The organism is Streptomyces sp. NPDC051051, from assembly GCF_040682975.1.
In the GTDB taxonomy this organism is placed as follows: Bacteria; Actinomycetota; Actinomycetes; order Streptomycetales; family Streptomycetaceae; genus Streptomyces.
Genome location: NZ_JBFBCB010000002.1, coordinates 287050 through 308648 on the forward strand (window position 1 = coordinate 287050; position 21599 = coordinate 308648).

19 protein-coding genes are annotated in these 21599 nt (G+C 72.5%); 8 read left to right on the top strand and 11 right to left on the bottom strand.

What is annotated here, in order from left to right; genetic code table 11:
* Positions 1–8 precede the first annotated feature (8 nt).
* The 6 genes from AB0N31_RS02945 to AB0N31_RS02970 form a co-directional block, all read right to left on the bottom strand.
* Positions 9–1433 (bottom strand): BNR repeat-containing protein, encoded by a 1425-nt coding sequence (locus tag AB0N31_RS02945; RefSeq protein ID WP_366056551.1) that lies wholly within the window; start codon positions 1431–1433, stop codon positions 9–11.
* Positions 1434–1496: 63 nt separating this feature from the next.
* Positions 1497–1817 carry an L-rhamnose mutarotase gene (locus AB0N31_RS02950; RefSeq protein WP_366056552.1) on the bottom strand — a complete coding sequence of 107 codons (321 nt, stop codon included), beginning with the start codon at positions 1815–1817 and terminating at the stop codon, positions 1497–1499.
* A 17-nt stretch (positions 1818–1834) separates the two neighbouring features.
* Complete coding sequence (gene rhaS / locus AB0N31_RS02955) at positions 1835–2917, bottom strand: rhamnose ABC transporter substrate-binding protein (protein WP_366056553.1); 1083 nt, start codon at positions 2915–2917, stop codon at positions 1835–1837.
* 50 nt (positions 2918–2967) lie between these two features.
* Entirely contained in the window at positions 2968–3981 is a 1014-nt protein-coding gene (locus tag AB0N31_RS02960) for an ABC transporter permease (RefSeq protein ID WP_366056554.1), read from the bottom strand.
* Positions 3974–5011, bottom strand: a complete 1038-nt coding sequence (locus tag AB0N31_RS02965; RefSeq protein WP_366056555.1) for an ABC transporter permease — start codon at positions 5009–5011, stop codon at positions 3974–3976. The genes AB0N31_RS02960 and AB0N31_RS02965 overlap by 8 nt, the downstream gene beginning before the upstream one ends.
* Entirely contained in the window at positions 5008–6525 is a 1518-nt protein-coding gene (locus AB0N31_RS02970) for a sugar ABC transporter ATP-binding protein (protein ID WP_366056556.1), read from the bottom strand. The genes AB0N31_RS02965 and AB0N31_RS02970 overlap by 4 nt, the downstream gene beginning before the upstream one ends.
* Before the next feature lie 295 nt (positions 6526–6820).
* On the opposite strand from AB0N31_RS02970, the gene rhaI reads away from it, so the two are divergent.
* The 6 genes from rhaI to AB0N31_RS03000 all read left to right on the top strand — a co-directional run bounded on the left by rhaI (position 6821) and on the right by AB0N31_RS03000 (position 14622).
* Entirely contained in the window at positions 6821–7981 is a 1161-nt protein-coding gene (gene rhaI / locus AB0N31_RS02975; RefSeq protein WP_366056557.1) for an L-rhamnose isomerase, read from the top strand.
* Positions 7982–8190: 209 nt separating this feature from the next.
* Positions 8191–10230, top strand: a complete 2040-nt coding sequence (locus tag AB0N31_RS02980) for a bifunctional aldolase/short-chain dehydrogenase (protein WP_366056558.1) — start codon at positions 8191–8193, stop codon at positions 10228–10230.
* Between the two features lie 53 nt (positions 10231–10283).
* Positions 10284–11672, top strand: a complete 1389-nt coding sequence (locus AB0N31_RS02985; protein WP_366056610.1) for a rhamnulokinase family protein — start codon at positions 10284–10286, stop codon at positions 11670–11672.
* 72 nt (positions 11673–11744) lie between these two features.
* Complete coding sequence (locus tag AB0N31_RS02990; protein ID WP_366056559.1) at positions 11745–12500, top strand: (Fe-S)-binding protein; 756 nt, start codon at positions 11745–11747, stop codon at positions 12498–12500.
* On the top strand, positions 12497–13984 hold the full coding sequence (locus tag AB0N31_RS02995; protein WP_366056560.1) for a LutB/LldF family L-lactate oxidation iron-sulfur protein: 1488 nt from the start codon (positions 12497–12499) through the stop codon (positions 13982–13984). The genes AB0N31_RS02990 and AB0N31_RS02995 overlap by 4 nt, the downstream gene beginning before the upstream one ends.
* The gene (locus tag AB0N31_RS03000) at positions 13981–14622 is read left to right on the top strand and encodes an LUD domain-containing protein (protein WP_366056561.1); all 642 of its coding nucleotides are present in this window, start codon (positions 13981–13983) and stop codon (positions 14620–14622) included. The genes AB0N31_RS02995 and AB0N31_RS03000 overlap by 4 nt, the downstream gene beginning before the upstream one ends.
* A gap of 9 nt (positions 14623–14631) precedes the next feature.
* On the opposite strand, the gene AB0N31_RS03005 is transcribed toward AB0N31_RS03000, so the two are convergent.
* On the bottom strand, positions 14632–16170 hold the full coding sequence (locus AB0N31_RS03005; protein WP_366056562.1) for an FAD-dependent oxidoreductase: 1539 nt from the start codon (positions 16168–16170) through the stop codon (positions 14632–14634).
* 86 nt (positions 16171–16256) lie between these two features.
* Entirely contained in the window at positions 16257–16883 is a 627-nt protein-coding gene (locus AB0N31_RS03010) for a hypothetical protein (protein WP_366056563.1), read from the bottom strand.
* A 136-nt stretch (positions 16884–17019) separates the two neighbouring features.
* Between AB0N31_RS03010 and AB0N31_RS03015 the strand changes: the two genes are divergently transcribed.
* Together AB0N31_RS03015 and AB0N31_RS03020 are read left to right on the top strand one after the other, a co-directional pair.
* Positions 17020–17877 carry a MoxR family ATPase gene (locus AB0N31_RS03015; protein ID WP_366056564.1) on the top strand — a complete coding sequence of 286 codons (858 nt, stop codon included), beginning with the start codon at positions 17020–17022 and terminating at the stop codon, positions 17875–17877.
* A complete protein-coding gene (locus tag AB0N31_RS03020; RefSeq protein ID WP_366056565.1) occupies positions 17874–19247 on the top strand; it encodes a VWA domain-containing protein in 1374 nt (457 codons plus the stop codon). The genes AB0N31_RS03015 and AB0N31_RS03020 overlap by 4 nt, the downstream gene beginning before the upstream one ends.
* A 35-nt stretch (positions 19248–19282) precedes the next feature.
* Here AB0N31_RS03020 and AB0N31_RS03025 read toward each other — a convergent pair whose 3' ends face one another.
* The 3 genes from AB0N31_RS03025 to AB0N31_RS03035 all read right to left on the bottom strand — a co-directional run bounded on the left by AB0N31_RS03025 (position 19283) and on the right by AB0N31_RS03035 (position 21518).
* Entirely contained in the window at positions 19283–19642 is a 360-nt protein-coding gene (locus tag AB0N31_RS03025; RefSeq protein WP_366056566.1) for a cupin domain-containing protein, read from the bottom strand.
* Positions 19643–19821: 179 nt separating this feature from the next.
* Entirely contained in the window at positions 19822–20811 is a 990-nt protein-coding gene (locus tag AB0N31_RS03030; RefSeq protein WP_366056567.1) for a pyridoxal-phosphate dependent enzyme, read from the bottom strand.
* Complete coding sequence (locus tag AB0N31_RS03035; protein WP_366056568.1) at positions 20808–21518, bottom strand: helix-turn-helix transcriptional regulator; 711 nt, start codon at positions 21516–21518, stop codon at positions 20808–20810. Before AB0N31_RS03035 ends, AB0N31_RS03030 begins: the two co-directional genes overlap by 4 nt.
* Between the last annotated feature and the right edge of the window lie 81 nt (positions 21519–21599).

Consider the following 21599-nt stretch of genomic DNA (forward strand, 5'->3'; position numbering starts at 1 on the left):
CGGACCGGTCAGGCGGGGAGCCGGAAGTCGACGACGTGGAGCGCCGAGGGGGTCGTCCCGCTCGACTTCTCCTGGTAGAGGACGGACAGGACGCCGTCCTGCCCGATCCGGGTCTCGTCGACGACGACCTCGCCGAAGGCGTTGAGTCCGGCGCCGTCGAACAGCAGTTTCCAGTCGGTGTGTCCGGACGCCTTCGAAGCACCGGCGATCCGGCCGAAGGGGAGGATCGCGTAGGCGTTGTCGTACGTGTCGAGGATCAGTCCGGTGCGCTGGCTGGAGTTGAGCGGGATCGGGATCTCGGTCTTCTGCCAGGTGCCGGAGGCGTTCTTGCGGAGGTGGAAGGCGCGGCCGTTGGCGGTGCGGTCGGCGACGTAGTCGGTGGTGCACCGGCCGAAGCGGCCGGGGACGTAGCTGATGATCGCGTGCGGGCGGCCCGCCGAGTCGGTGGCCTGGCTCTCCTGGTTCATCAGGGAGTGGTCGGGGCCCAGCGGGTCGACGACGAGTCCGGCGTCGGTGACGGCGACCCTGTCGGAGCCGCCGGTGGTGCCGACCACGGTGCCGGCGTCGTTGCGCCAGGTGCGGCCGCGGTCGTCGGAGTGGACGTAGCCGGTGTCGTGGTTGGTGATGCCGCCGCCGCTGCACATCACGGCGCCGTTCTGCTCGCGCCAGGTGAAGAAGGCGTGCAGTCTGCCGTTGCGGTCGTAGTCGATGCCGTGCAGGTACATGTTGCGGGCCGTGCTGGAGCCGTGCTCGCTGGTGTAGGTGCCGGTGGAGGCGGACCACTCGCCGAGGGCGGTCCACCGGGTGCCGTCGTACTCGGCGAGGGCGTTGCGGCCGTTGCCGGAGACGCCGGCGCGGTAGCTGAGCTGGAGCCTGCCGTCGGGGGTGGAGACGAACTGGGGGTAGGTGAACCGGGAGGCGAGGGCGAGTCCGTCGAGGGTCGACTGCGGCGCGCCGAAGCGGCTCGCGGTCCAGCTCAGTCCCGACGGGTCGTCCATGAGGCCGGCCACCGACTTGACGTAGGTGAAGCCGTCGCTGTGCGAGTCCATGTTCAGGTGGAGCCGGCCGTCGGCCCTGGAGACGCCCATGGAGATGACGTTGTGGGAGTCGTCGTAGCGGAGCGTGTGGCCGACCTTCACGGTGGACCAGGTGCCGCCGCCCAGGGCGCGGCGGCCGACGACGGCGTTCCGGTCGGCGGTGTACCAGACGGCGTACTGGTACCCCTTGTAGGTCAGCAGGCCGTTCTTCTGGAACGAGTTGTTGTTGACCAGGCCGTCGTAGGAGACGAAGAAGATCGCCCGGCTGTCGAGCGTGGTGGTGCCGGTCCTCGTCACCGAGGGGCCGGGGTCGGCGGCCCGTGCGGTGCCGGCGGCGAGGGCGGGCGTCGTCACGGCACCGGCCAGGGCCGCGCCGAGCAGCGTGCGTCGTCTCATCTCAGGACTCCGTTCATCTCGGGGACTTCCGTCGTCTCGTACGAGGGGAACGCGGGGAGGAGGTCAGGCGAGGTGGAAGACCTCGGTGAGCGGTTTCATGGCCTCGTCGGGCCGGGCGCCGTCCAACGACTCGAAGAACGGCGCCATCTCCGCCTGCCAGCGGGCGTTGACCCCGGTGGCCTCCATGCCGGCCTGGGCCGCGGCGAAGTCCTCGGTCTCCAGGTAGCCGACGAGCAGTCCGTCCTCGCGCAGGAAGAGCGAGTAGTTGTGCCAGCCGGTGGCAGAGAGAGCGTCGAGCATCTCCGGCCAGACGGCGGCGTGCCGCTCGCGGTACTCGTCGAGGCGGTCCGCCCGGACCTTCAGCAGGAAGCACACGCGTTGCATCAACACCCCTTGATTGCTCAGAAGTTGAACTGGTCGATGTTCTTGGCGTCGAAGACGGTCGGCTTGCCGAGGCTGATCACGCCGTCCTTGCCGATGGTGTAGCTGGTGCCGCCGGCGGTGAAGGTCTCGCCCTCCTTGCCGGTGATCTGACCGGACACCAGGGCCACCGCCGTCTGCGCGGCGAGCGCGCCGAGCTTCGCCGGGTCCCACAGCTCGAAGGCCTCGACGGTGCCGTTCTTGACGTACTTGCGCATGTCGTTGGGGGTGCCGAGGCCGGTCAGCTTGACCTTGCCCTTGTACTTGGAGCCGGACAGGTACTGGGCGGCGGCCTTGATGCCGACGGTGGTCGGGGAGATGATCCCCTTCAGGTTCGGGTACTCCTGGAGCAGTCCCTGGGTCTGCTGGAAGGACTTCTGGGCGTCGTCGTCGCCGTAGGCGACCTTGACCAGCTTGATGTCCTTGTACTTGGTGTCCTTGAGTTCGTCCTTCATGAACTCGATCCAGGCGTTCTGGTTGGTCGCGGTCTGGGCGGCGGACAGGATCGCGATCTCGCCCTTGTAGCCGATCTGCTCGGCGAGCAGCTGGACCTCGGTGCGGCCCAGGTCCTCACCGCCGGCCTGCGAGACGAAGGCGTTGCGGCACTCGGGGTTGGTGTCGGAGTCGTAGGTGACGACCTTGATGTCGTTGCTCATGGCCTGCTTGAGCGCGGTGCACAGCGCCCCCGGGTCCTGCGCGGACACGGCGATCGCGTCGACCTGCTGCTGGGTGAGCGTGTTGACGTAGGACACCTGGCCGGAGGTGTCGGTGCCGCTGCTGGTGCCGACCTCCTTGTAGCTGGAGCCCAGTTCCTTCAGGGCCGCCTCGCCGCCCTTGTCGGAGGTGGTGAAGTACGGGTTGTTGACCTGCTTGGGCAGGAAGCCGACCGTCAGGCCCTTCTTGGTGGCCGCGTTCGGGTCGGCCTTGCCGCCGGAGGCCGCGGCGCCGGTGCTCTCGTTCTTCACGTCCTCCTTGGTGGTGCCGCCGCAGGCGGTGGCGGCGAGCGCGAGGGAGGTGACGGCGGCGAGGGCCGCGCAGGTACGGCGGAGGGATGACTTGCGCATGACGAAGGGTCCTTTGTGAGTACGGGGGGATGCGGGGGGCGGCTGGGGGGTCACGGGGCCGGGGCGGGTGTGCCGGCCGGCGGTGGTGCCGAGGCGGCTCGCCGGCCGGCCCGCGCGACGGCGATCTGGCGGGCGACGCGGGGGCCGAGCACCGAGAGGACGAGCAGGACGCCGGTGACGACGATCTGCGACTGGGCGGAGACGTCCTGGAGGCTCATCACGTTCTGCAGGGCGCCGAGCAGGAAGACACCGGCGACGGCTCCGCCCAGCGTTCCCTTGCCGCCGTCGAAGTCGATGCCGCCGAGCAGCACCGCGGCGACGACGGACAGTTCGAGGCCGGTGGCGTTGTCGTAGCGGGCGCTGGCGTAGTGCAGGGCCCAGAAGATGCCGGTGAGGGAGGCCATCAGGCCGGTCAGGGTGAACAGGATCAGCTTCTGGCGCTTGACCCGGATGCCGGCGAACCGGGCGGCCTCCTCGCTGGCGCCGATCGCGAACAGCGACCGGCCGAACGGGGTGGCGTGCAGGGCGACCACGGCGATCGCGAGGAGGACCACGAAGGGCAGGAGGGCCTGGGGGACGAAGGTGTCCCCGATGCGTCCGGCCGCGAAGTCCAGGTACTGGGTGGGGAAGTCGGTGACCGCGTCGGAGCCGAGCACGATCTGCGCGATGCCCCGGTAGGCGGCCATGGTGCCGATGGTGACGGCGAGCGAGGGCAGTCCGAGGCGGGTCACCAGCAGCCCGTTGACCAGGCCGCAGACCACACCGAGCAGCAGGCAGACCGGGATGATCGCCTCGATGGTCATGCCCTGGTTCCACAGGGCGCCCATCACGGCGCCGGACAGGCCGGCCGTGGAGGCGACGGACAGGTCGATCTCGCCGGAGACGACCAGCAGGGTCATCGGCAGGGCGATCAGCGCGATGGGGAGCGTGTTGCCGATCAGGAAGGACAGGTTGAGGGCGTTGCCGAAGCCGTCCACGAACGAGAAGGACAGCAGGAGCAGGACGACCAGGAGGGCGCCGACGACCGTGTCCCACCGGATGGCGCGGGCCAGCGACTCAGGCATGGCGGGCGTTCCTCTTCTTCAGGGCCGACGCCACCCGCAGTGCGACCACGCGGTCGACGGCGATGGCGAGGAGGAGCAGGATGCCGTTGATGGCGAGCACCCAGACGGAGCTGACGCCGAGGGCGGGCAGCACGCTGTTGACGGAGGTCAGCAGCAGGGCGCCGAGAGCGGCGCCGTAGACGCTGCCGGAGCCGCCGGTGAAGACCACGCCGCCGACGACGACCGCGCTGACGACGGTGAGTTCGTAGCCGTTGCCGGTGCCGGAGTCGACGTTGCCGAACCGGGCGAGGTACAGGGCTCCGGCGAGGCCGGCGAGGGCGCCGCAGAAGGTGTAGGCGACGAGGATCCGCTTGCGGACGGGGATGCCGGCGAGGCGGGCGGCCTCCGGGTTGGAGCCGAGCGCGTAGAGCTCGCGGCCGCTGCCGAAGTGCTTCAGGTAGTAGGCGGTGGCGACCAGGACGACGAGCGCGATCACCGCGAGCCAGGGCACGGCGGAGATGCCGCCGGCGCCGAAGTCGACGAAACCGCCGGGCAGGTCGGCCGCGGTGATCTGCCGGGAACCGACCCAGATGGAGTCGATGCCGCGGATGATGTACAGGGTGCCGAGGGTGACGACCAGGGCCGGCACCTGGCCGAGGCTGACCAGGAGGCCGTTCAGCAGGCCGAAGCCGATGCCGAGCAGGACCGCCAGCGCGACCGCGACGAGCGGGTTGCCGCCGTCCTGGAGGTAGACGCCGGCGGCGAAGGCGCTGATGCCTAGCGTGGAGCCGACGGACAGGTCGACGTTGCGGGTGATGACGACCAGGGACTGGCCGGTGGCGACCAGGATCAGGATGGTCGCGTTGAGCAGGAGGTCCTTGATGCCCTGTTCCGACAGGAACTCGCTGTTGCCGGCCTGCGTGACGGCGATCATCACCAGGAAGACCAGCAGGATGGCCAGTTCGCGCATCTTGAAGACGCGGTCCACCAGGCGGGTGCTGCTGGACTTGGCCACCTCGGCGGCGGGGGCTTCGGGAGTGGTCACCGTCATGCGGCTGCCCTCCCCGTGGCTGCGGCCATCACGGTTTCCTCGGTGGCGTCGGAGCGGGGGATCTCGGCGGTGAGCCGGCCCTCGTGCATCACCAGCACGCGGTCGGCCATGCCGAGGATCTCGGGCAGGTCGGAGGAGATCATCAGGACGGCGACCCCGTCGGCGGCCAGCTCGGACAGCAGCCGGTGCACCTCGGCCTTGGTGCCGACGTCGATGCCTCGGGTGGGCTCGTCGACGATGAGCACCTTCGGCCCGGTGGCCAGCCACTTCGCCAGGACGACCTTCTGCTGGTTGCCGCCGGAGAGCGTGTTGACGGTGTCGGCGATCCGGGCGTACTTCACCTGGAGCCTGACCGCCCAGTCGAGCGAGCGGCTGCGCTCGGCGCCGCGGTCCATCAGACCGGCCCTCACGGTGGTGCGGAGTCCGGTCAGGCCGATGTTGCGCTCGATGGACATGTCCATCACCAGGCCCTGGGCGCGCCGGTCCTCGGGGACCAGGGCGAGGCCCGCGGCCATGGCGGTGGACGGGGCACCGTTGATGAGGGTGCGGCCGGAGACCTCCACCTCCCCGGCGTCCCAGCGGTCGATGCCGAAGACCGCGCGGGCGACCTCGGTGCGCCCGGCGCCGACCAGGCCGGCGAGGCCGACGATCTCACCGCGCCGGACCTCGAAGGAGACGTCGGTGAAGACGCCCTCGCGGGTCAGCCGGCGCACGCTGAGGGCCACCTCGCCCGGATCGACGTGCTGCTTCGGGTACAGCTCGTCGAGGTCGCGGCCGACCATCCGGCGCACCAGGTCGTCCTCGGTCATGCCGTCGAGGGGCTCGCTGGCGATCCAGGCGCCGTCCCGCAGGGTCGTCACCCGTTGGCAGATCGCGAAGATCTCCTCCAACCGGTGCGAGATGAACAGCACGGCGGCGCCCTCGTCGCGCAGGGTGCGCACGACGTTGAAGAGGCGGGCGACCTCGCTGCCGGTGAGGGCGGCGGTCGGCTCGTCCATGATCAGGACGCGGGCGTCGAAGGAGAGCGCCTTGGCGATCTCGACGATCTGCTGGTCCGCGATGGACAGACCGCGCGCCGGGCGGTCCGGGTCCAGGTCGACGCCCAGGCGCCGCATCAGGGCCGCGGTGGCCTCGTGGGTGGCTTTGTGGTCGATGCGGCCGAGGGCGCGCCGGGGCTGGCGCCCCATGAAGATGTTCTCGGCGATCGAGAGGTCGGGGAAGAGCGTGGGCTCCTGGTAGATCACGGCGATGCCGGCGTCGCGGGCGTCGCCGGGGCCGTGGAAGACGACGGGCTCGCCGTCGAGCCGCACCTGGCCGGCGTCCGGTCGGTGCACTCCGGCGAGCGTCTTGATGAGGGTCGACTTGCCCGCGCCGTTCTCCCCGGCGAGGGCGTGCACCTCGCCGGGGAACAGCTCCAGGGAGACGCCCCGCAGAGCGCGTACGGCGCCGAAGGACTTGGAAACGTCCCTGAGCGCCAGCACCGGGGCCGGTCCCGTGTCGGACGGGTGGGTCATGGATGGCTCCTCGACGACGTCCGCCGACAGTCCCTGAGGGCCGCCACGACGTCGTGAAAGGTTTCAACTGGATTGCCGGGACGTTAGGCACGACGGACATGTCACGTCAATGGGTCCGCCTCGAAAAGTTTTCGATAGTCGAAGGTCACGCAACGGTCACGGAGGCCGAGCCTGGGCAGAGGGGTTGACACACCCCCGGCGGCCTCATAGCTTCCCGTTCTGAATCGTTTCATCCGGAAGCCTTTCCGGAAGCCGTTCAGGATGTCTTTCCGGACCGATGTCACAGGAGCACTGAGTGACCGACCTCGCCGCGGTGAAGGCCGCGCTGAAGACCCAGGCCGTAGAGACGCCGTCGTGGGCGTACGGGAACTCGGGGACCCGCTTCAAGGTGTTCGCCCAGGAGGGCGTGCCCCGCGACCCGCGGGAGAAGCTCGACGACGCGGCGAAGGTGCACGAGTTCACCGGCGTCGCCCCGACCGTGGCCCTGCACATCCCCTGGGACAAGGTGGAGGACTACTCCGCACTTGCGAAACATGCCGAGGACCGGGGGGTGAAGCTGGGGACGATCAACTCCAACACCTTCCAGGACGACGCCTACAAGCTGGGCAGCGTCTGCCATCCGGAGGCCCCGGTCCGGCGCAAGGCCGTCGACCACCTCCTCGAGTGCGTCGACATCATGGACGCGACCGGCTCCGCCGATCTCAAGCTGTGGTTCGCCGACGGCACGAACTACCCCGGCCAGGACGACCTCCGGGCCCGGCAGGACCGGCTGTCCGAGGCGCTGGCCGAGGTCTACGAACGGCTCGGGGACGGGCAGCGGATGCTGCTGGAGTACAAGTTCTTCGAGCCGGCGTTCTACTCGACCGACGTGCCGGACTGGGGCACCGCGTACGCCCACTGCCTCAAGCTCGGCCCGAAGGCCCAGGTCGTGGTCGACACCGGGCACCACGCGCCGGGCACCAACATCGAGTTCATCGTGGCCACGCTGCTGCGCGAGGGCAAGCTCGGCGGGTTCGACTTCAACTCGCGGTTCTACGCCGACGACGACCTGATGGTGGGGTCGGCCGACCCGTTCCAGCTGTTCCGGATCATGTACGAGGTCGTCCGCGGCGGGGGCTTCGGCTCCGAGGTGGCGTTCATGCTCGACCAGTGCCACAACATCGAGGCGAAGATCCCGGCGATCATCCGGTCCGTGATGAACGTCCAGGAGGCCACGGCGAAGGCCCTGCTGGTCGACCGGTCGGCGCTGGCCGCCGCGCAGGCCTCCGGGGACGTCCTGGAGGCGAACGCGGTGCTGATGGACGCGTACAACACCGATGTGCGGCCGCTGCTGCGCGAGGTGCGGGAGGAGATGGGGCTGGACCCCGACCCCGTCGCCGCGTACCGCGCGAGCGGGTGGGCCGAGAAGATCGTCGCCGAGCGGGTCGGTGGGGAGCAGGCCGGCTGGGGCGCGTGAGCGCCGGCCGCGTCCCGCTGTCCGCGGGCCGCGGGCGCCGCGGCCGACCGCGTATCCGCCGCGCGCGGGCCGGGGATCGTCGTTCCCGCCGCGCGGGCCGCGGGGCGTCGTGACCGGTCGCGCCCCCGTGGGCGGGCCGCACCGCGGCACGGCCCCGTGCCCCTGGAAGAACCGCACCCACCTCTCACTCACGTAAGGACTGGAAGTTCATGGCACCGCATCCCGAAGCCGCCGCACTCCTCGCCCGGTCGCACCGGCTCGGCGCTGACCCCCGCAACACCAACTACGCCGGCGGGAACACCTCCGCCAAGGGCACCGGCACCGACCCCGTCACCGGTGGGGACGTCGAGCTGATGTGGGTGAAGGGGTCCGGTGGGGACCTCGGGACCCTCACCGAGGCGGGACTGGCCGTGCTGCGGCTGGACCGGTTGCGGGGGCTCGTCGACGTCTACCCGGGCGTCGAGCGCGAGGACGAGATGGTCGCCGCGTTCGACTACTGCCTGCACGGCAGGGGCGGCGCGGCCCCGTCCATCGACACCGCCATGCACGGTCTCGTGGACGCCGCCCACGTCGACCACCTGCACCCCGACTCGGGCATCGCGCTCGCCTGCGCCGCCGACGGGGAGAAGCTGACCGCCGAGTGTTTCGGGGACAGCGTGGTGTGGGTGCCGTGGCGGCGGCCCGGTTTCCAGCTGGGGCTGGACATCGCCGCCGTGAAGGCCGCCCACCCGCAGGCCGTCGGCTGCATCCTCGGCGGGCACGGGATCACCGCCTGGGGCGACACCGCCGAGGAGTGCGAGCGCAACTCGCTCCACATCATCCGGACCGCCGAGGCGTTCCTGGCGGAGCGGGGCAAGGCCGAACCGTTCGGGCCCGCCCTCGAGGGCTACGGGGCGCTGCCCGAGGACGAGCGCCGGGAGCGGGCCGCCGCCCTCGCACCGTACGTGCGGGCGATCGCCTCGCAGGACCGGCCGCAGGTCGGGCACTTCACCGACGCGGACGTCGTGCTGGACTTCCTGGCCGCCGCCGAGCACCCGCGGCTCGCCGCGCTCGGCACCTCCTGCCCCGACCACTTCCTGCGGACCAAGGTGCGGCCCCTCGTCCTGGACCTGCCGCCCACCGCCCCGGTGGCGGAGGCGGTGGCGCGGCTGAAGGAGCTGCACGCCGCCTACCGTGAGGAGTACGCCGCCTACTACCGGCGGCACGCCGCGCCCGACTCCCCCGCGATGCGCGGCGCCGACCCGGCGATCGTGCTCGTGCCCGGGGTGGGCATGTTCTCCTTCGGCAAGGACAAGCAGACCGCCCGGGTGGCCGGCGAGTTCTACGTCAACGCGATCAACGTGATGCGCGGCGCCGAGTCGGTGTCGACGTACGCGCCGATCGAGGAGTCGGAGAAGTTCCGCATCGAGTACTGGGCGCTGGAGGAGGCCAAGCTCCAGCGGATGCCGAAGCCGAAGGCACTGGCCACGCGGGTGGCGCTGGTGACGGGCGCGGGCAGCGGGATCGGCAGGGCGATCGCGCACCGACTGGTCGCCGAGGGCGCGTGTGTCGTCGTCGCCGACCTGAACGGGGACAACGCGGCCACCGTCGCCGAGGAGCTGGGCGGGCCGGACAAGGCCGTCGCCGTGACCGTCGACGTCACCTCCGAGGAGCAGATCGCCGACGCCTTCCGGGCCGCGGCGCTCGCCTTCGGCGGGGTCGACCTGGTGGTCAACAACGCCGGCATCTCCATCTCCAAGCCACTGCTGGAGACCTCCGCCAAGGACTGGGACCTCCAGCACGACATCATGGCCCGCGGCTCCTTCCTCGTCTCGCGCGAGGCGGCCCGCGTGATGATCGCGCAGGAACTGGGCGGCGACATCGTCTACATCGCGTCGAAGAACGCCGTCTTCGCCGGCCCGAACAACATCGCCTACTCCGCGACCAAGGCCGACCAGGCCCACCAGGTGCGGCTGCTGGCCGCCGAACTGGGCGAGCACGGGATCCGCGTCAACGGCATCAACCCCGACGGCGTGGTGCGCGGCTCGGGCATCTTCGCGGGCGGCTGGGGCGCCCAGCGCGCGGCGACCTACGGGATCGAGGAGGAGAAGCTGGGCGAGTTCTACGCGCAGCGCACCATCCTCAAGCGGGAGGTGCTGCCCGAGCACGTGGCGAACGCCGTCTTCGCGCTCACCGGCGGCGAACTCACCCACACCACCGGTCTGCACATCCCCGTCGACGCGGGTGTGGCGGCCGCCTTCCTCCGGTGACGGCCGTGCAGTCGTACGCCGCGGTCGACCTCGGCGCGTCCAGCGGGCGCGTGATGGTCGGCCGCGTCGGCCCGGACACGCTGGAGCTGACCGAGGCGCACCGTTTCCCCAACCGCCCCGTGCGCGTGCCGGAAGGCCTGCGCTGGGACGTGCTCGGGCTGTACGCCGGGGTGCTGGAGGGGTTGCGGGCCGCCGGCCAGGTGGACTCCGTCGGCATCGACAGCTGGGCCGTGGACTACGGCCTGCTCGACGCCGACGGGGCCCTGCTGGGCAACCCGGTGCACTACCGCGACACCCGCACCGAGGGCGTCCCGGAGAAGGTGTGGGCGAGCGTCCCGGCCGGCGAGCTGTACGCGGCGACCGGATTGCAGTACGCGCCGTTCAACACGCTGTACCAGCTCACGGCGGCCCGCGACAGCCAACAACTGGCCTGTGCGCGAAGGCTGTTGCTCATCCCCGATCTGCTGTCGTACTGGCTGACCGGCGAGCAGGGCACCGAGCTGACCAACGCCTCCACCACCCAGCTCGTCGATCCCCGGACCCGCGACTGGGCGTACGACCTCGCCGCGCGGCTGGGCATCGACCTCGGTCTGTTCGCTCCCCTGCGGCGGCCCGGGGACGCGGCGGGAGTGCTGCGGGCGGAGGTGCTGGAGGAGACCGGCCTGGCCGGGCCCGTGCCGGTGACGGCCGTCGGATCGCACGACACGGCGTCCGCGGTGGCCGCCGTGCCGGCCACGGGCGAGCGCTTCGCCTACATCTGCACGGGCACCTGGTCCCTGGCCGGCCTGGAACTCGACGCACCCGTGCTCACCGAGGACAGCCGCGCCGCCAACTTCACCAACGAGCTGGGACTGGACGGCACGGTCCGCTACCTCCGCAACATCATGGGGCTGTGGCTGCTCCAGGAGTGCGTACGGGCCTGGGGCGACCCGAACCTGAGCGGGCTGCTGCGCGACGCCGCCGAGGTGCCGGCGCTGCGGTCGGTGGTGGACGCGGGGGACGCCGCGTTCCTCGCGCCGGGCCGGATGCCGGAGCGGATCGCCGAGGCGTGCCGTGCCTCCGGGCAGCCGGTGCCGGTCACCCCCGCCGAGGTCACCCGCTGCATCCTGGACTCCCTCGCGCTCGCCCACCGGCGGGCGGTCGAGGACGCCCAGCGGCTGGCCGGCCACCCCGTCGACGTCGTGCACATCGTCGGCGGCGGCACCCGCAACGCGCTGCTGTGCCAGCTCACCGCCGACGCCTGCGGGCTGCCGGTGGTGGCCGGTCCGACGGAGGCCGCCGCGCTCGGCAACGTCCTCGTCCAGGCCAGGGCGCACGGGCTGGTCGGCGACCGGCAGGACATGCGCGGGCTGCTCGTCAGGACCCAGCACCTGACGCGCTACGAACCGCAGGGCGGCACCGGCCGCTGGCGGGACGCGCAGGCCCGGCTCGCCCCGCGGTGAGCCGGGGCCCGTCCCCCGTCCGGCCGCCGGACTACCCTGCACCCATCCGATGACCGACCCCGAGGAGCCGCGATGCGTGTCGCACTGTTCCTGACCTGTGTCAACGACACGCTGTATCCCGACACCGGCCGCGCCGTGGTGAAACTGCTGACCAGACTGGGCGTCGAGGTCGACTTCCCGATGGCCCAGACCTGCTGCGGCCAGGCCCACTACAACACCGGCTACCGCCACGAGGCCGAACCCCTCGCCCGCCACTTCTCCGATGTCTTCGGGGAGTACGAGGCGATCGTGACGCCGTCGGGGTCGTGCGGGGCGATGGTGCGCGAGCTGTATCCGCGGATGGGTGAGCGGGCGCGGGCCGAGGGCCGCGGCGACACCCTCGCCGCGACCCTGGCGCCGGTGGTTCCGAAGACGTACGAGCTGACCGAGTTCCTGGTCGACGTGCTCGGCGTGACGGACGTCGGGGCGTACTACCCGCACACCGTGACCTACCACCCGACCTGTCACGGACTGCGCGGCCTCGGCCTCGGGGAGCGGCCCCGGCGGCTGCTCCGGGCGGTGAGGGGGCTGGAGCTGGTCGAGCTGCCCGGAGCCGAGGAGTGCTGCGGCTTCGGCGGGACCTTCGCGCTGAAGAACGCCGACGTCTCCGCGGCGATGGGCACGGACAAGGTGCGCAACGCCGAGTCGACGGGCGCCGAGGTGCTGTGCGCGGCCGACAACTCGTGTCTGATGCACATCGGCGGCACGATGAGCCGGCTCCGCTCCGGTCTGCGGCCGGTGCACATCGCGGAGATCCTGGCGAGCACGGAGGAGGAACCGGCCGTATGAGCGGGACGTATCTCGGGATGCCGGCGTTCCCGAAGGCCGCCCGCGAGGCGGTCGGCAACACGACGCTGCGCGGCAATCTGCGGCACGCCACGCACACCATCCGCGCCAAGCGCGCGGCGGCGGTCGCCGAGGTGTCCGACTGGGCCGCGCTGCGGGAGGCCGGCAAGCGGATCAAGGACCACACGCTCCGTCATCTCGACCGCTACCTGGAGCAGTTGGAGGAGTCCGTCACGGCGGCGGGCGGCACCGTGCACTGGGCGGCCGACGCCGACGAGGCCAACCGGATCGTCACCCGGCTGGTCAAGGAGACCGGTGAGTCGGAGGTCGTGAAGGTCAAGTCCATGGCCACGCAGGAGATCGGGCTCAACGAGGCCCTGGAGGCCGAGGGCATCCGCGCCTACGAGACCGATCTCGCCGAGCTGATCGTGCAGTTGGGCGAGGACCGGCCCTCGCACATCCTCGTCCCCGCGATCCACCGCAACCGCGGGGAGATCCGCGACATCTTCGCCCGCGAGATGAGCGAGTGGGGGCGTCCGGCGCCCGAGGGACTGACGGACACGCCGGCCGAACTCGCCGAGGCGGCCCGGCTGCACCTGCGCGAGAAGTTCCTGCGGGCCAAGGTGGGCGTCTCCGGCGCCAACTTCATGGTCGCCGAGACCGGCACCCTGGTGGTCGTCGAGTCCGAGGGCAACGGGCGGATGTGCCTCACCCTCCCCGAGACGCTGATCTCGGTGGTCGGCATCGAGAAGATCGTGCCGTCGTGGCGTGACCTGGAGGTCTTCCTCCAGACCCTCCCCCGCTCCTCCACCGCCGAGCGCATGAACCCCTACACCTCGACGTGGACGGGCACCACCGACGGTGACGGCCCGCGGACCTTCCACCTGGTCCTCCTCGACAACGGCCGCACCGACACCCTCGCCGACGAGGTCGGCCGCCAGGCCCTGCGCTGCATCCGCTGCTCGGCCTGTCTCAACGTCTGCCCCGTCTACGAGCGGGCGGGCGGGCACGCCTACGGCTCGGTCTACCCGGGGCCGATCGGCGCCATCCTCAGCCCCCAGCTCCGGGGCACCGGGAGCGAGATCGACGCCTCGCTGCCCTACGCCTCCTCGCTGTGCGGCGCCTGCTACGAGGTCTGCCCGGTCGCCATCGACATCCCCGAGGTGCTGGTGCACCTGCGGGAACGGGTCGTCCAGGGCGGGCCGGTGACGCGGGAGGGCAACAAGGCGGTGCTGAAGCCGGCCAAGGGGCACGCCGCCGAGCGGGCGGCGATGCGGGCGGCCCGCTGGGCGTTCAGCCGCCCCGGCGCCCTGCGCACCGGACAGCGGCTCGCCTCCCGCACCCGCCGGCTGCATCCGCGCTCGCTGCCGGGCCCCGGCAAGGCGTGGAGCGGCACCCGGGACCTCCCGGCCGTGCCGGCGGAGCCCTTCCGCGACTGGTGGCAGCGCACGCACGGCGGGAACGACGGCAAGGGGGCCGCGAAGTGAGCAGCAGGGAACGGATCCTGGGCCGGGTGCGGCGCGCGCTGGCCGACGTCCCGCGGGACGTCCCCCCGTACGAGGACGCCGTCGGGCGGGACTACCTGCGCGAGCACGGCGACCGGAGCGTGACGGAGACGGTGGAGCTGCTCGCGGAGAACCTGGCGGACTACCGGGCGGTCGTGCACCGCTGCACCGAGGAGGACCTGCCGGCGACGATCGCGGGAACGCTGGCGGCGCGGGGCGCGAGGACGGTGCTCGTGCCGCCGGGTCTGGACACCGGCTGGCTCGCGGCCACCGGTGCCGAGCGCCTCCCGGACACCGCCGCGAGCACGCCGCACGAACTCGACCGGATCGACAGCGTGGTCACGGCGTGCGCGGTGGCGGTGGCCGAGACCGGCACGATCGTCCTGGACGGCTCCCCCGACCAGGGCCGCCGCCGCATCACCCTCGTCCCCGACCACCACGTCTGCGTCGTGCGCGTCCCGGACCAGGTGGTCGCCTCCGTCCCGCAGGCACTCGAACGGCTCGACCCGGCGCGCCCGTTGACGTGGATCTCCGGCCCCTCGGCGACCAGCGACATCGAACTCGACCGGGTGGAGGGCGTGCACGGCCCGCGCACCCTGGAGGTGATCCTGGTCGGCTGAGCGGCCGCCTTACAACTCCTTGCGCTCCAGTGGCTGTTGGGCCGGGCCCTGGATGACCTTGCCCTCCACGTCGAAGCGGGAGCCGTGGCAGGGGCACTCCCAGGCCCGCTCCGCGCGGTTGAACGCCACCAGGCAGCCCAGGTGGGTGCAGCGCGCGGAGACGGCGTGGAGCTGTCCGGCCTCGTCGCGGTGGACGGCGCGGCGTTCCCCGGCGACGCGCACGACCGCGCCGTCGCCGGGGGCGATCCCGTCCACCGTCGAGCCGGTCCCCGTCGGCAGCCGGTCCCCCACGAAGTGGCGGGCCACGTCGGCCTGCTGCTTGAGGAAGGTGGCGCCCTCACGGACGACGGAGGCGATACGGCGCGGGTCGTAGAGGTCGCTCCAGGGGCAGTCGTGCCCGGTGATCCGGTCGCCGAGCAGCCGGCCCGCCATGATGCCGCCGCTCATGCCCCAGCCGCCGAAGCCGGTGGCCACGTACACGTTCCGGCTGCCGGGGTGCAGGGGGCCGACCAGCGGGACGGAGTCGGTGGAGTCGTTGTCCTGGGTGGCCCAGCGGTGGGTGAAGGTCAGGTCGCCGAAGTGCTCGGTGGCCCAGCCGGCGAGCTTGTCGAACCGCTCCTCGACGTCGCCGCCCGCGCCGGGCGTGAAGTGCTCGCCGGTCACGAGGAGGAGCCGCCGGCCGTCGGACAGGGGCGCGGTGCGCACGGAGCGCGTGCCCAGCTCGGGGGTGATGTACATGCCGCGCGGCGCGCGGGCGGCGTCGATCGGCGCGGCCAGCACCAGTTCGCGGCGCGGGGAGAGCCGGGTGAACAGGAGCGCGCGGTCGAAGACCGGGTAGTGGGTGGCGACGACGACGGCGCGGGCGGTCACCTTCGTCACGGACTGCGGGGACTCCACGGTCAGCTCGCAGGGGTCGCCCTCGTCCAGGCCGGTGACGCGGCTGTGCTCGTGGAGGGTGCCGCCGAGGCGCCGGATGGCGTCGGCGACGGCCAGGAGGTACTTGCGGGGGTGGAACTGGGCCTGGCCGGCGACCCGGACGGCGCCCGCGACCGGGAACGGCAGTTCGGTCTCGGTCACGTACTCGGCGGGCAGCCCCGCCTGGCGCGCGGCCTCCGCCTCGGCCTTCAGCAGGTCCGTGCGGGCGGGGTCCTGCGCGTAGGTGTAGGAGGCCGCGTCCTCCCATTCGCAGTCGATGCCCAGTTCCTCGGCGACCGCCGCGGCGTGCCGGACGGCGTCCGACTGGGAGCGGGCGTACAGCCGGGCTCCCTCGGGGCCGCGGGTGCGCCGCAGGTGGTCGTAGACGAGGGTGTGCTGGGCGCTCAGCTTGGCCGTGGTGTGGCCGGTGACTCCGGCCGCGATCCGGTCGGCCTCCAGGACGGCGACCGAGCGGCCGCGCCGGGCCAGTTCCAGGGCCGTGCTGAGCCCCGCGATGCCCGCGCCGACCACGGCCACGTCGACGGTGAGCGGCCCCTCGGGCGGGGGCGCCGGATCACCGGGCGGCGCGGTGTGCAGCCAGTACGACCCGTGCATGTCAGCCTGCTGTTCCATGGGCCCCGAGTGCCCGCGACGGGGCCGGTCACACGGCGGGCGGGCACGGCGGCGCGCGGCCGCGTTCCGGGGGTGGCCGGCGCGGGTCAGCTGTAGGTGATCGGGCAGCCGTGCCGCAGGGCGTACTGGGCGGCGCGCAGGTACACCGCCGCGTAGAAGGCGGTGTCGAGGTCGTCGGCCCACGGGCCCGGTCTCGCGGCGGCGGTCGCGCGCACCCCGTCCTCCGCGAACCACCGGCTCAGTTCGAGGTTGGCGCCCGTCGCCGGTATCGCGTCGAGGGGCAGGCCGAGGATCCGGGCCAGCCGCTCGCCGACGGCGAGGGCCTGCGGGGCGCCGGCGATCACCGTCTCGTCGGTGTAGGCGGAGCCGAACGGCAGCGTGATCGGCTCCGCCAGGGACAGGGGCACCAGGACGGTCCAGCCGTAGAGGGCGTCGCGCTCGGCCTCCGTCAGCCGGTCCCGGCAGAACGCGTCGAACCCCGTCATGGGCGGGGCGGCCTTCTCCTCGAACCAGCCGCCCGCGCGTCCGCGCCCGGACGCCGGCCAGGACCCCGGCGCGTAGGGCGGCAGCCCGCGTCGCCGCAGCTCGTCGTCGAGCGCCGAGGCGACGGCACCGCGTCCGCCCGACTCGTCCTCCTCATCGTCGTGCTCGGCGTGCTCTGCGTGCTCGCTGAACCATTCCCGCTCGTCGATGCTCACCAGGTAGACGCCCATGAGCGCAAACTACCGGGGGCCACTGACAACGCGGTCCGGACGACGAGCGGCGCGGACCGGGTGACAAGCGCGCTGAACAAGCGCTTAGATAGTGCCCGGATCCTGCTCCGTCCGCACCCGACCGCCGGAGGCCCCGTTGTTCACGTCCGTCGACGATGTCTCCGCCCGCCTCGCCGGGACCGGCTATCTGGCCTCGCCGTCCGTCGCCACCGCCGTCTTCCTCGCCGACCGGCTCGGCAAGCCGCTCCTCGTGGAGGGGCCGGCCGGTGTCGGCAAGACGGAACTCGCCAAGGCCGTCGCCCAGGTGGCCGGGGCCCGGCTGGTGCGCCTGCAGTGCTACGAGGGGGTCGACGAGTCGCGGGCGCTGTACGAGTGGAACCACGCCAAGCAGTTGCTGCGCATCAGCGCGGGGCGCGGCGAGACGTGGGACGAGGCCCGCACGGACATCTTCAGCGAGGAGTTCCTCCTCCCCCGCCCGCTGCTCACCGCGATCCGCGGCGACGAGCCGACGGTGCTGCTGATCGACGAGACCGACAAGGCCGACGTCGAGGTGGAGGGCCTGCTCCTGGAGGTGCTCAGCGACTTCCAGGTCACCGTCCCCGAGCTGGGCACGATCACGGCGACCCGCCGCCCCTTCGTGGTGCTCACCTCGAACGCGAGCCGTGAGCTGTCGGAGGCGCTGCGCCGCCGCTGTCTGTTCCTGCACATCGGTTTCCCCGAGGAGGAGCTGGAGCGGCGGATCGTCCGGTCGAAGGTGCCGGGCATCGACGCGGCGCTGACGGAGTCGGTCGTCCGGGTGGTGGGTGCGCTGCGCGCGATGGACCTGCGGAAGGTGCCCTCCGTCGCGGAGACGATCGACTGGGCGCGCACCCTGCTCGCGCTGGGCGCCGGCGCGCTCGACGCGGACCTCGTGCGCGACACGCTCGGCGTGATCCTCAAGCACCAGGACGACGTCCTCAAGGCGGCCGCGAAGCTCGACCTGGACGCCGTGTGACCGGCGGCACGGAGGTGGCGGAGCGGCTGACGGGCCTGGTCGCCGCTCTGCGCGCGCACGGGGTGCGGGTCGGCACCGGCGAGACGGTGGACGCGGCACGGGCGGCGGCCGTCCTGGGCTTCACCGACCGCGCGCTGCTGCGCGAGGGGCTGGCCGCGACGCTGCTGCACTCCGCGGACCAACGGCGGGTGTTCGACGCGGTCTTCGACCTGTACTTCCCGTACGGCGTCGGCGTCGGCGTCGGCGGGTCCCGGCCCGTACCGCCCGCCGACCGGGACGACCTGCGGGACCGGCTCGCGGCCGCCCTCGCCGACGACGACGCGGCCCTGACCGCCCGGTTGGCGATCGAGGCCGTCGACGGCTTCGGCGGGTACGGCGGTTCACCGGGGTCGGACGGCTGGTCGGCGTACCAGACCCTGGAACGGCTGCGCCCGCAGACCCTGTCGGCCCGGGTCAGGGACGAGGTGCGGCGGCGGGGCGGGGGCGCCGAATTCACCGACCGGCTGCTGGAGGACGAGGTGCGGCGGCGGATCGAGGCCTTCCGGGCGCTGGTCGCCGCGGAGGCGCGGCGGCGGGTGGCCGAGCGGCGGGGCCGGGACGAGATCGCCCGGCGGGCGGTGGCCCCGACCGCGGACCGGGTCGACTTCCTGTACGCGAGCCGTGACCGGCTGGCGGAACTGCGGCGCACCGTGCACCCGTTGGCGCGCAAGCTGGCCACCCGGCTGGCGGCGCGCCGGCGCCGGGCCGCGCGCGGTTCGATCGATCTGCGGCGCACGCTGCGCGGTTCGCTGTCGACGGGCGGGGTGCCGATGCGTCCGGTGCTGCGGCGCCGGCGCCCGGCCCGGCCCGAACTGGTGCTGCTGTGCGACGTGTCGGGCTCGGTGGCGGGGTTCTCCGACTTCACGATGCTGCTGGTGCAGGCGCTGCACGACCAGTTCGGCAAGGTACGCGTGTTCGCCTTCGTCAACCGCGTCGACGAGGTCACCGCCCTGCTCCGGCACGGCGCGGCCGACCCGGAGGGCCTCGGTGCCCGCATCCGCGCGGAGGCGACGCTGACCGGCTGGCACGGCAGCAGCGACTACGGCGTCGCCCTGGGCGAGTTCGCCGAACGGTACGGAGCGGCGGTCGGGCCCCGCACGACGGTCTTCGTGCTCGGCGACGCCCGCACGAACATGAGCGACCCGAATCTGCCCGCCGTACGGCGGATCGCGGCGCGGGCGCGCCGGGTGCACTGGCTGAATCCGGAGCCGCGCGCGCAGTGGGGCACGGGGGACTCGGCCGCCCCGGACTACGCCGAGCTGGTCGCGATGCACGAGTGCCGCACCGCCCGCCAGCTCGGCGCGCTGGTCAGCCGTATCCTCCCGGTCTGACTCCCGGTCCGGCTGCCGGGCCGGCCGGGCCGGTCTCAGTCGGCCTTCGCGTACTCCTGGGCCATCTGCCCGGCGAAGTCGTACGCCACCACCTGCTCGTCGCCGACCACCCAGGCGTCGTGGCCGGGCGAGCAGACGAACACGTCACCGGGGCCCACCTCGCTCTCGGCTCCGTCGTCCATACGGAGGCGCATGCGGCCCTGGACGACGTAGCCGTTGTGGTGCACCTGGCAGCTCTCGGTTCCGGCGATCGGTGCCACCGACTCGGACCAGCGCCAGCCGGGCTCGAAGGTCGCCACGGCGAAGTCCAGGCCTGTCATGTGGACGGCTTCGAGGTGCCCCTGCGGGAAATCGCGTCGCTCGTCCGGCTTGTCGAGCGTCTTCACTTCCAGCATGACGCTCCTCCCTTCCGGCCGCGCTCGGCCGCGGCCGGGGAACGGTCTCCCCGGCGGCACTGGAGGTCACCGGTAGGGGGCCGGTCCCCACACGTTCATCCTCCGCCCGCGACCCGGGGGCCGCCATTCGGGTGGTTCCGGCGTCCCCGGGCGTCTGCGGACGTCCTCGTGGATCTTCCTCAGGCGCCGTCCCGCGCGTCTTCGCCGCAGAGCCGCGCGAAGCGTCCGGCGTCGATGTTGCCGCCCGAGACGATCACCCCGACCCGGTCCGGCAGGGGTCCGGTCCGGCCGGAGAGCAGGGCGGCCAGCGGGGTGGCGCCGCTCGGCTCGACCACGATCTTCAGGCGTTCGAAGGCGAACCGCATGGCCGCGCGGATCTCGTCGTCGGAGACCAGCGCGATCTCGTCGACGAGCCGCCGGTTCACCGAGAAGGTGAGCTCACCGGGGGTGTGCAGGGCCTGGCCGTCGGCGATGGTGCGCGGCACCGGGATCTCGACGCGCCGCCCCGCCGCCAGCGACCGCCTGGTGTCGTCGCCGGCCTCCGGCTCGACGCCGACGATCCGGATCCCCTCGTACAGCGCCTTGGCCGCCGTGGCGCTGCCCGCGACGAGTCCGCCGCCGCCGACCGGCGCCAGCAGCGCCCCCAGTTCGCCCACCTCCTCGAAGAGTTCGAGGGCCGCGGTGCCCTGTCCCGCCATGACGTACGGGTGCTCGTAGGGCGGGATGACGGTCAGGCCCCGCTCGGCGGCCAGGGCCTCGGCGATGGCCACCCGGTCGCCGCCGTAGCGGTCGTAGGTCACGATCTCGGCGCCGTACCCCTCGGTGGCCTCCCGCTTGGAGCGCGGGGCGTCGTCGGGCATGACGATCACCGCGGTGGTGCCCAGTTCCCGGGCGGCGAGGGCGACGGCCTGGGCGTGGTTGCCGGAGGAGTAGGCGGCGATGCCGCGTGCGAGCTGCGCGGGGGTGAGCCGGGAGGCGGCGTTGTAGGCGCCGCGGAACTTGAAGGCGCCGACCCGCTGGAAGTTCTCGCACTTCAGGAGGACTTCGGAGCCGACGAGCGCGTCGAGGGTGCGGGAGCGCAGGACGGGGGTGCGGTGGGCGACGCCCTTCAGCCGGGCGGCCGCGTCGCGGACGTCGTCCAGGGTGATCGGCGGGGGTGCGGTGGTCACGGGCGGGCTCCCTCGGAGGTGGGGCGGTGTCCGGGCCCGACGGCCGTCCGGGCCTGGGACAGGTAGCTGTAGGCGGAGGCGCGGGAGATGCCGAGGCGGGCGGCGACCTGCTCGATCGCCCTGCGCACGGCGAACACGCCACGCTCGTCCAGGGCGCGGAAGAGCGCCAGGCGCCGGGACCGCTCCAGGCCGGCCCAGGTCCGGTCGCGCGGCAGGTGGGCGTCGAGGAGGGTGTCGACGACGGAGTCGATGTCGTCGCCGAAGGTGGTCACGGGTGCGTCCGCGGACGGACCGGCGGCCCCGGCCAGCGCGGCGAGGAGGGTCTGCACGCGGCCGACCTCCGTGACGTCCACGTTGACGCACAGGGCGCCGAACACCGCGCCGGAGGAGTCGCGCAGCACCATCGTCGAGGACTTCACCGTCCGGCCGCCGGCAGTACGGGTGACGTAGTTCAGTTCGTCGTCGGCGTCGTCACCGCGGGCGAGGACGCGCAGGCCGATCTCGCTCATCGCACCGCCGACGGCCCGTCCGGTCACTTCCCCGGCGACGGCGACCACGGAGTTCTCCGGACGCCGGTAGTCGTGCAGCACCACCTCGCACACCGGCCCGAAGGTGGCGGCGACGCCGTCCACGACGGGCACCAGGGCGCGCAGGACGGCGTCCCGCTCGGCATCGCGGGCATGTCCGGTCCGGGAGTCCTCGTCCACCGTGCGGTTTCCCCTCCGTGTTCCGTTCCCTCATTAGACCACAGATCCAAGTCTTGGACTGAAAATCCAGAAGCCGCTCGG

Bases quoted from the DNA above. Each gene is read 5' to 3' on its own strand.
- AB0N31_RS02945 (WP_366056551.1), bottom strand. From the start codon at position 1,433: ATGAGACGACGCACGCTGCTCGGCGCGGCCCTGGCCGGTGCCGTGACG.
- AB0N31_RS02950 (WP_366056552.1), bottom strand. From the start codon at position 1,817: ATGCAACGCGTGTGCTTCCTGCTGAAGGTCCGGGCGGACCGCCTCGAC.
- rhaS (WP_366056553.1), bottom strand. From the start codon at position 2,917: ATGCGCAAGTCATCCCTCCGCCGTACCTGCGCGGCCCTCGCCGCCGTC.
- AB0N31_RS02960 (WP_366056554.1), bottom strand. From the start codon at position 3,981: ATGCCTGAGTCGCTGGCCCGCGCCATCCGGTGGGACACGGTCGTCGGC.
- AB0N31_RS02965 (WP_366056555.1), bottom strand. From the start codon at position 5,011: ATGACGGTGACCACTCCCGAAGCCCCCGCCGCCGAGGTGGCCAAGTCC.
- AB0N31_RS02970 (WP_366056556.1), bottom strand. From the start codon at position 6,525: ATGACCCACCCGTCCGACACGGGACCGGCCCCGGTGCTGGCGCTCAGG.
- AB0N31_RS02980 (WP_366056558.1), top strand. From the start codon at position 8,191: ATGGCACCGCATCCCGAAGCCGCCGCACTCCTCGCCCGGTCGCACCGG.
- AB0N31_RS02985 (WP_366056610.1), top strand. From the start codon at position 10,284: ATGGTCGGCCGCGTCGGCCCGGACACGCTGGAGCTGACCGAGGCGCAC.
- AB0N31_RS02990 (WP_366056559.1), top strand. From the start codon at position 11,745: ATGCGTGTCGCACTGTTCCTGACCTGTGTCAACGACACGCTGTATCCC.
- AB0N31_RS02995 (WP_366056560.1), top strand. From the start codon at position 12,497: ATGAGCGGGACGTATCTCGGGATGCCGGCGTTCCCGAAGGCCGCCCGC.
- AB0N31_RS03005 (WP_366056562.1), bottom strand. From the start codon at position 16,170: ATGGAACAGCAGGCTGACATGCACGGGTCGTACTGGCTGCACACCGCG.
- AB0N31_RS03010 (WP_366056563.1), bottom strand. From the start codon at position 16,883: ATGGGCGTCTACCTGGTGAGCATCGACGAGCGGGAATGGTTCAGCGAG.
- AB0N31_RS03025 (WP_366056566.1), bottom strand. From the start codon at position 19,642: ATGCTGGAAGTGAAGACGCTCGACAAGCCGGACGAGCGACGCGATTTC.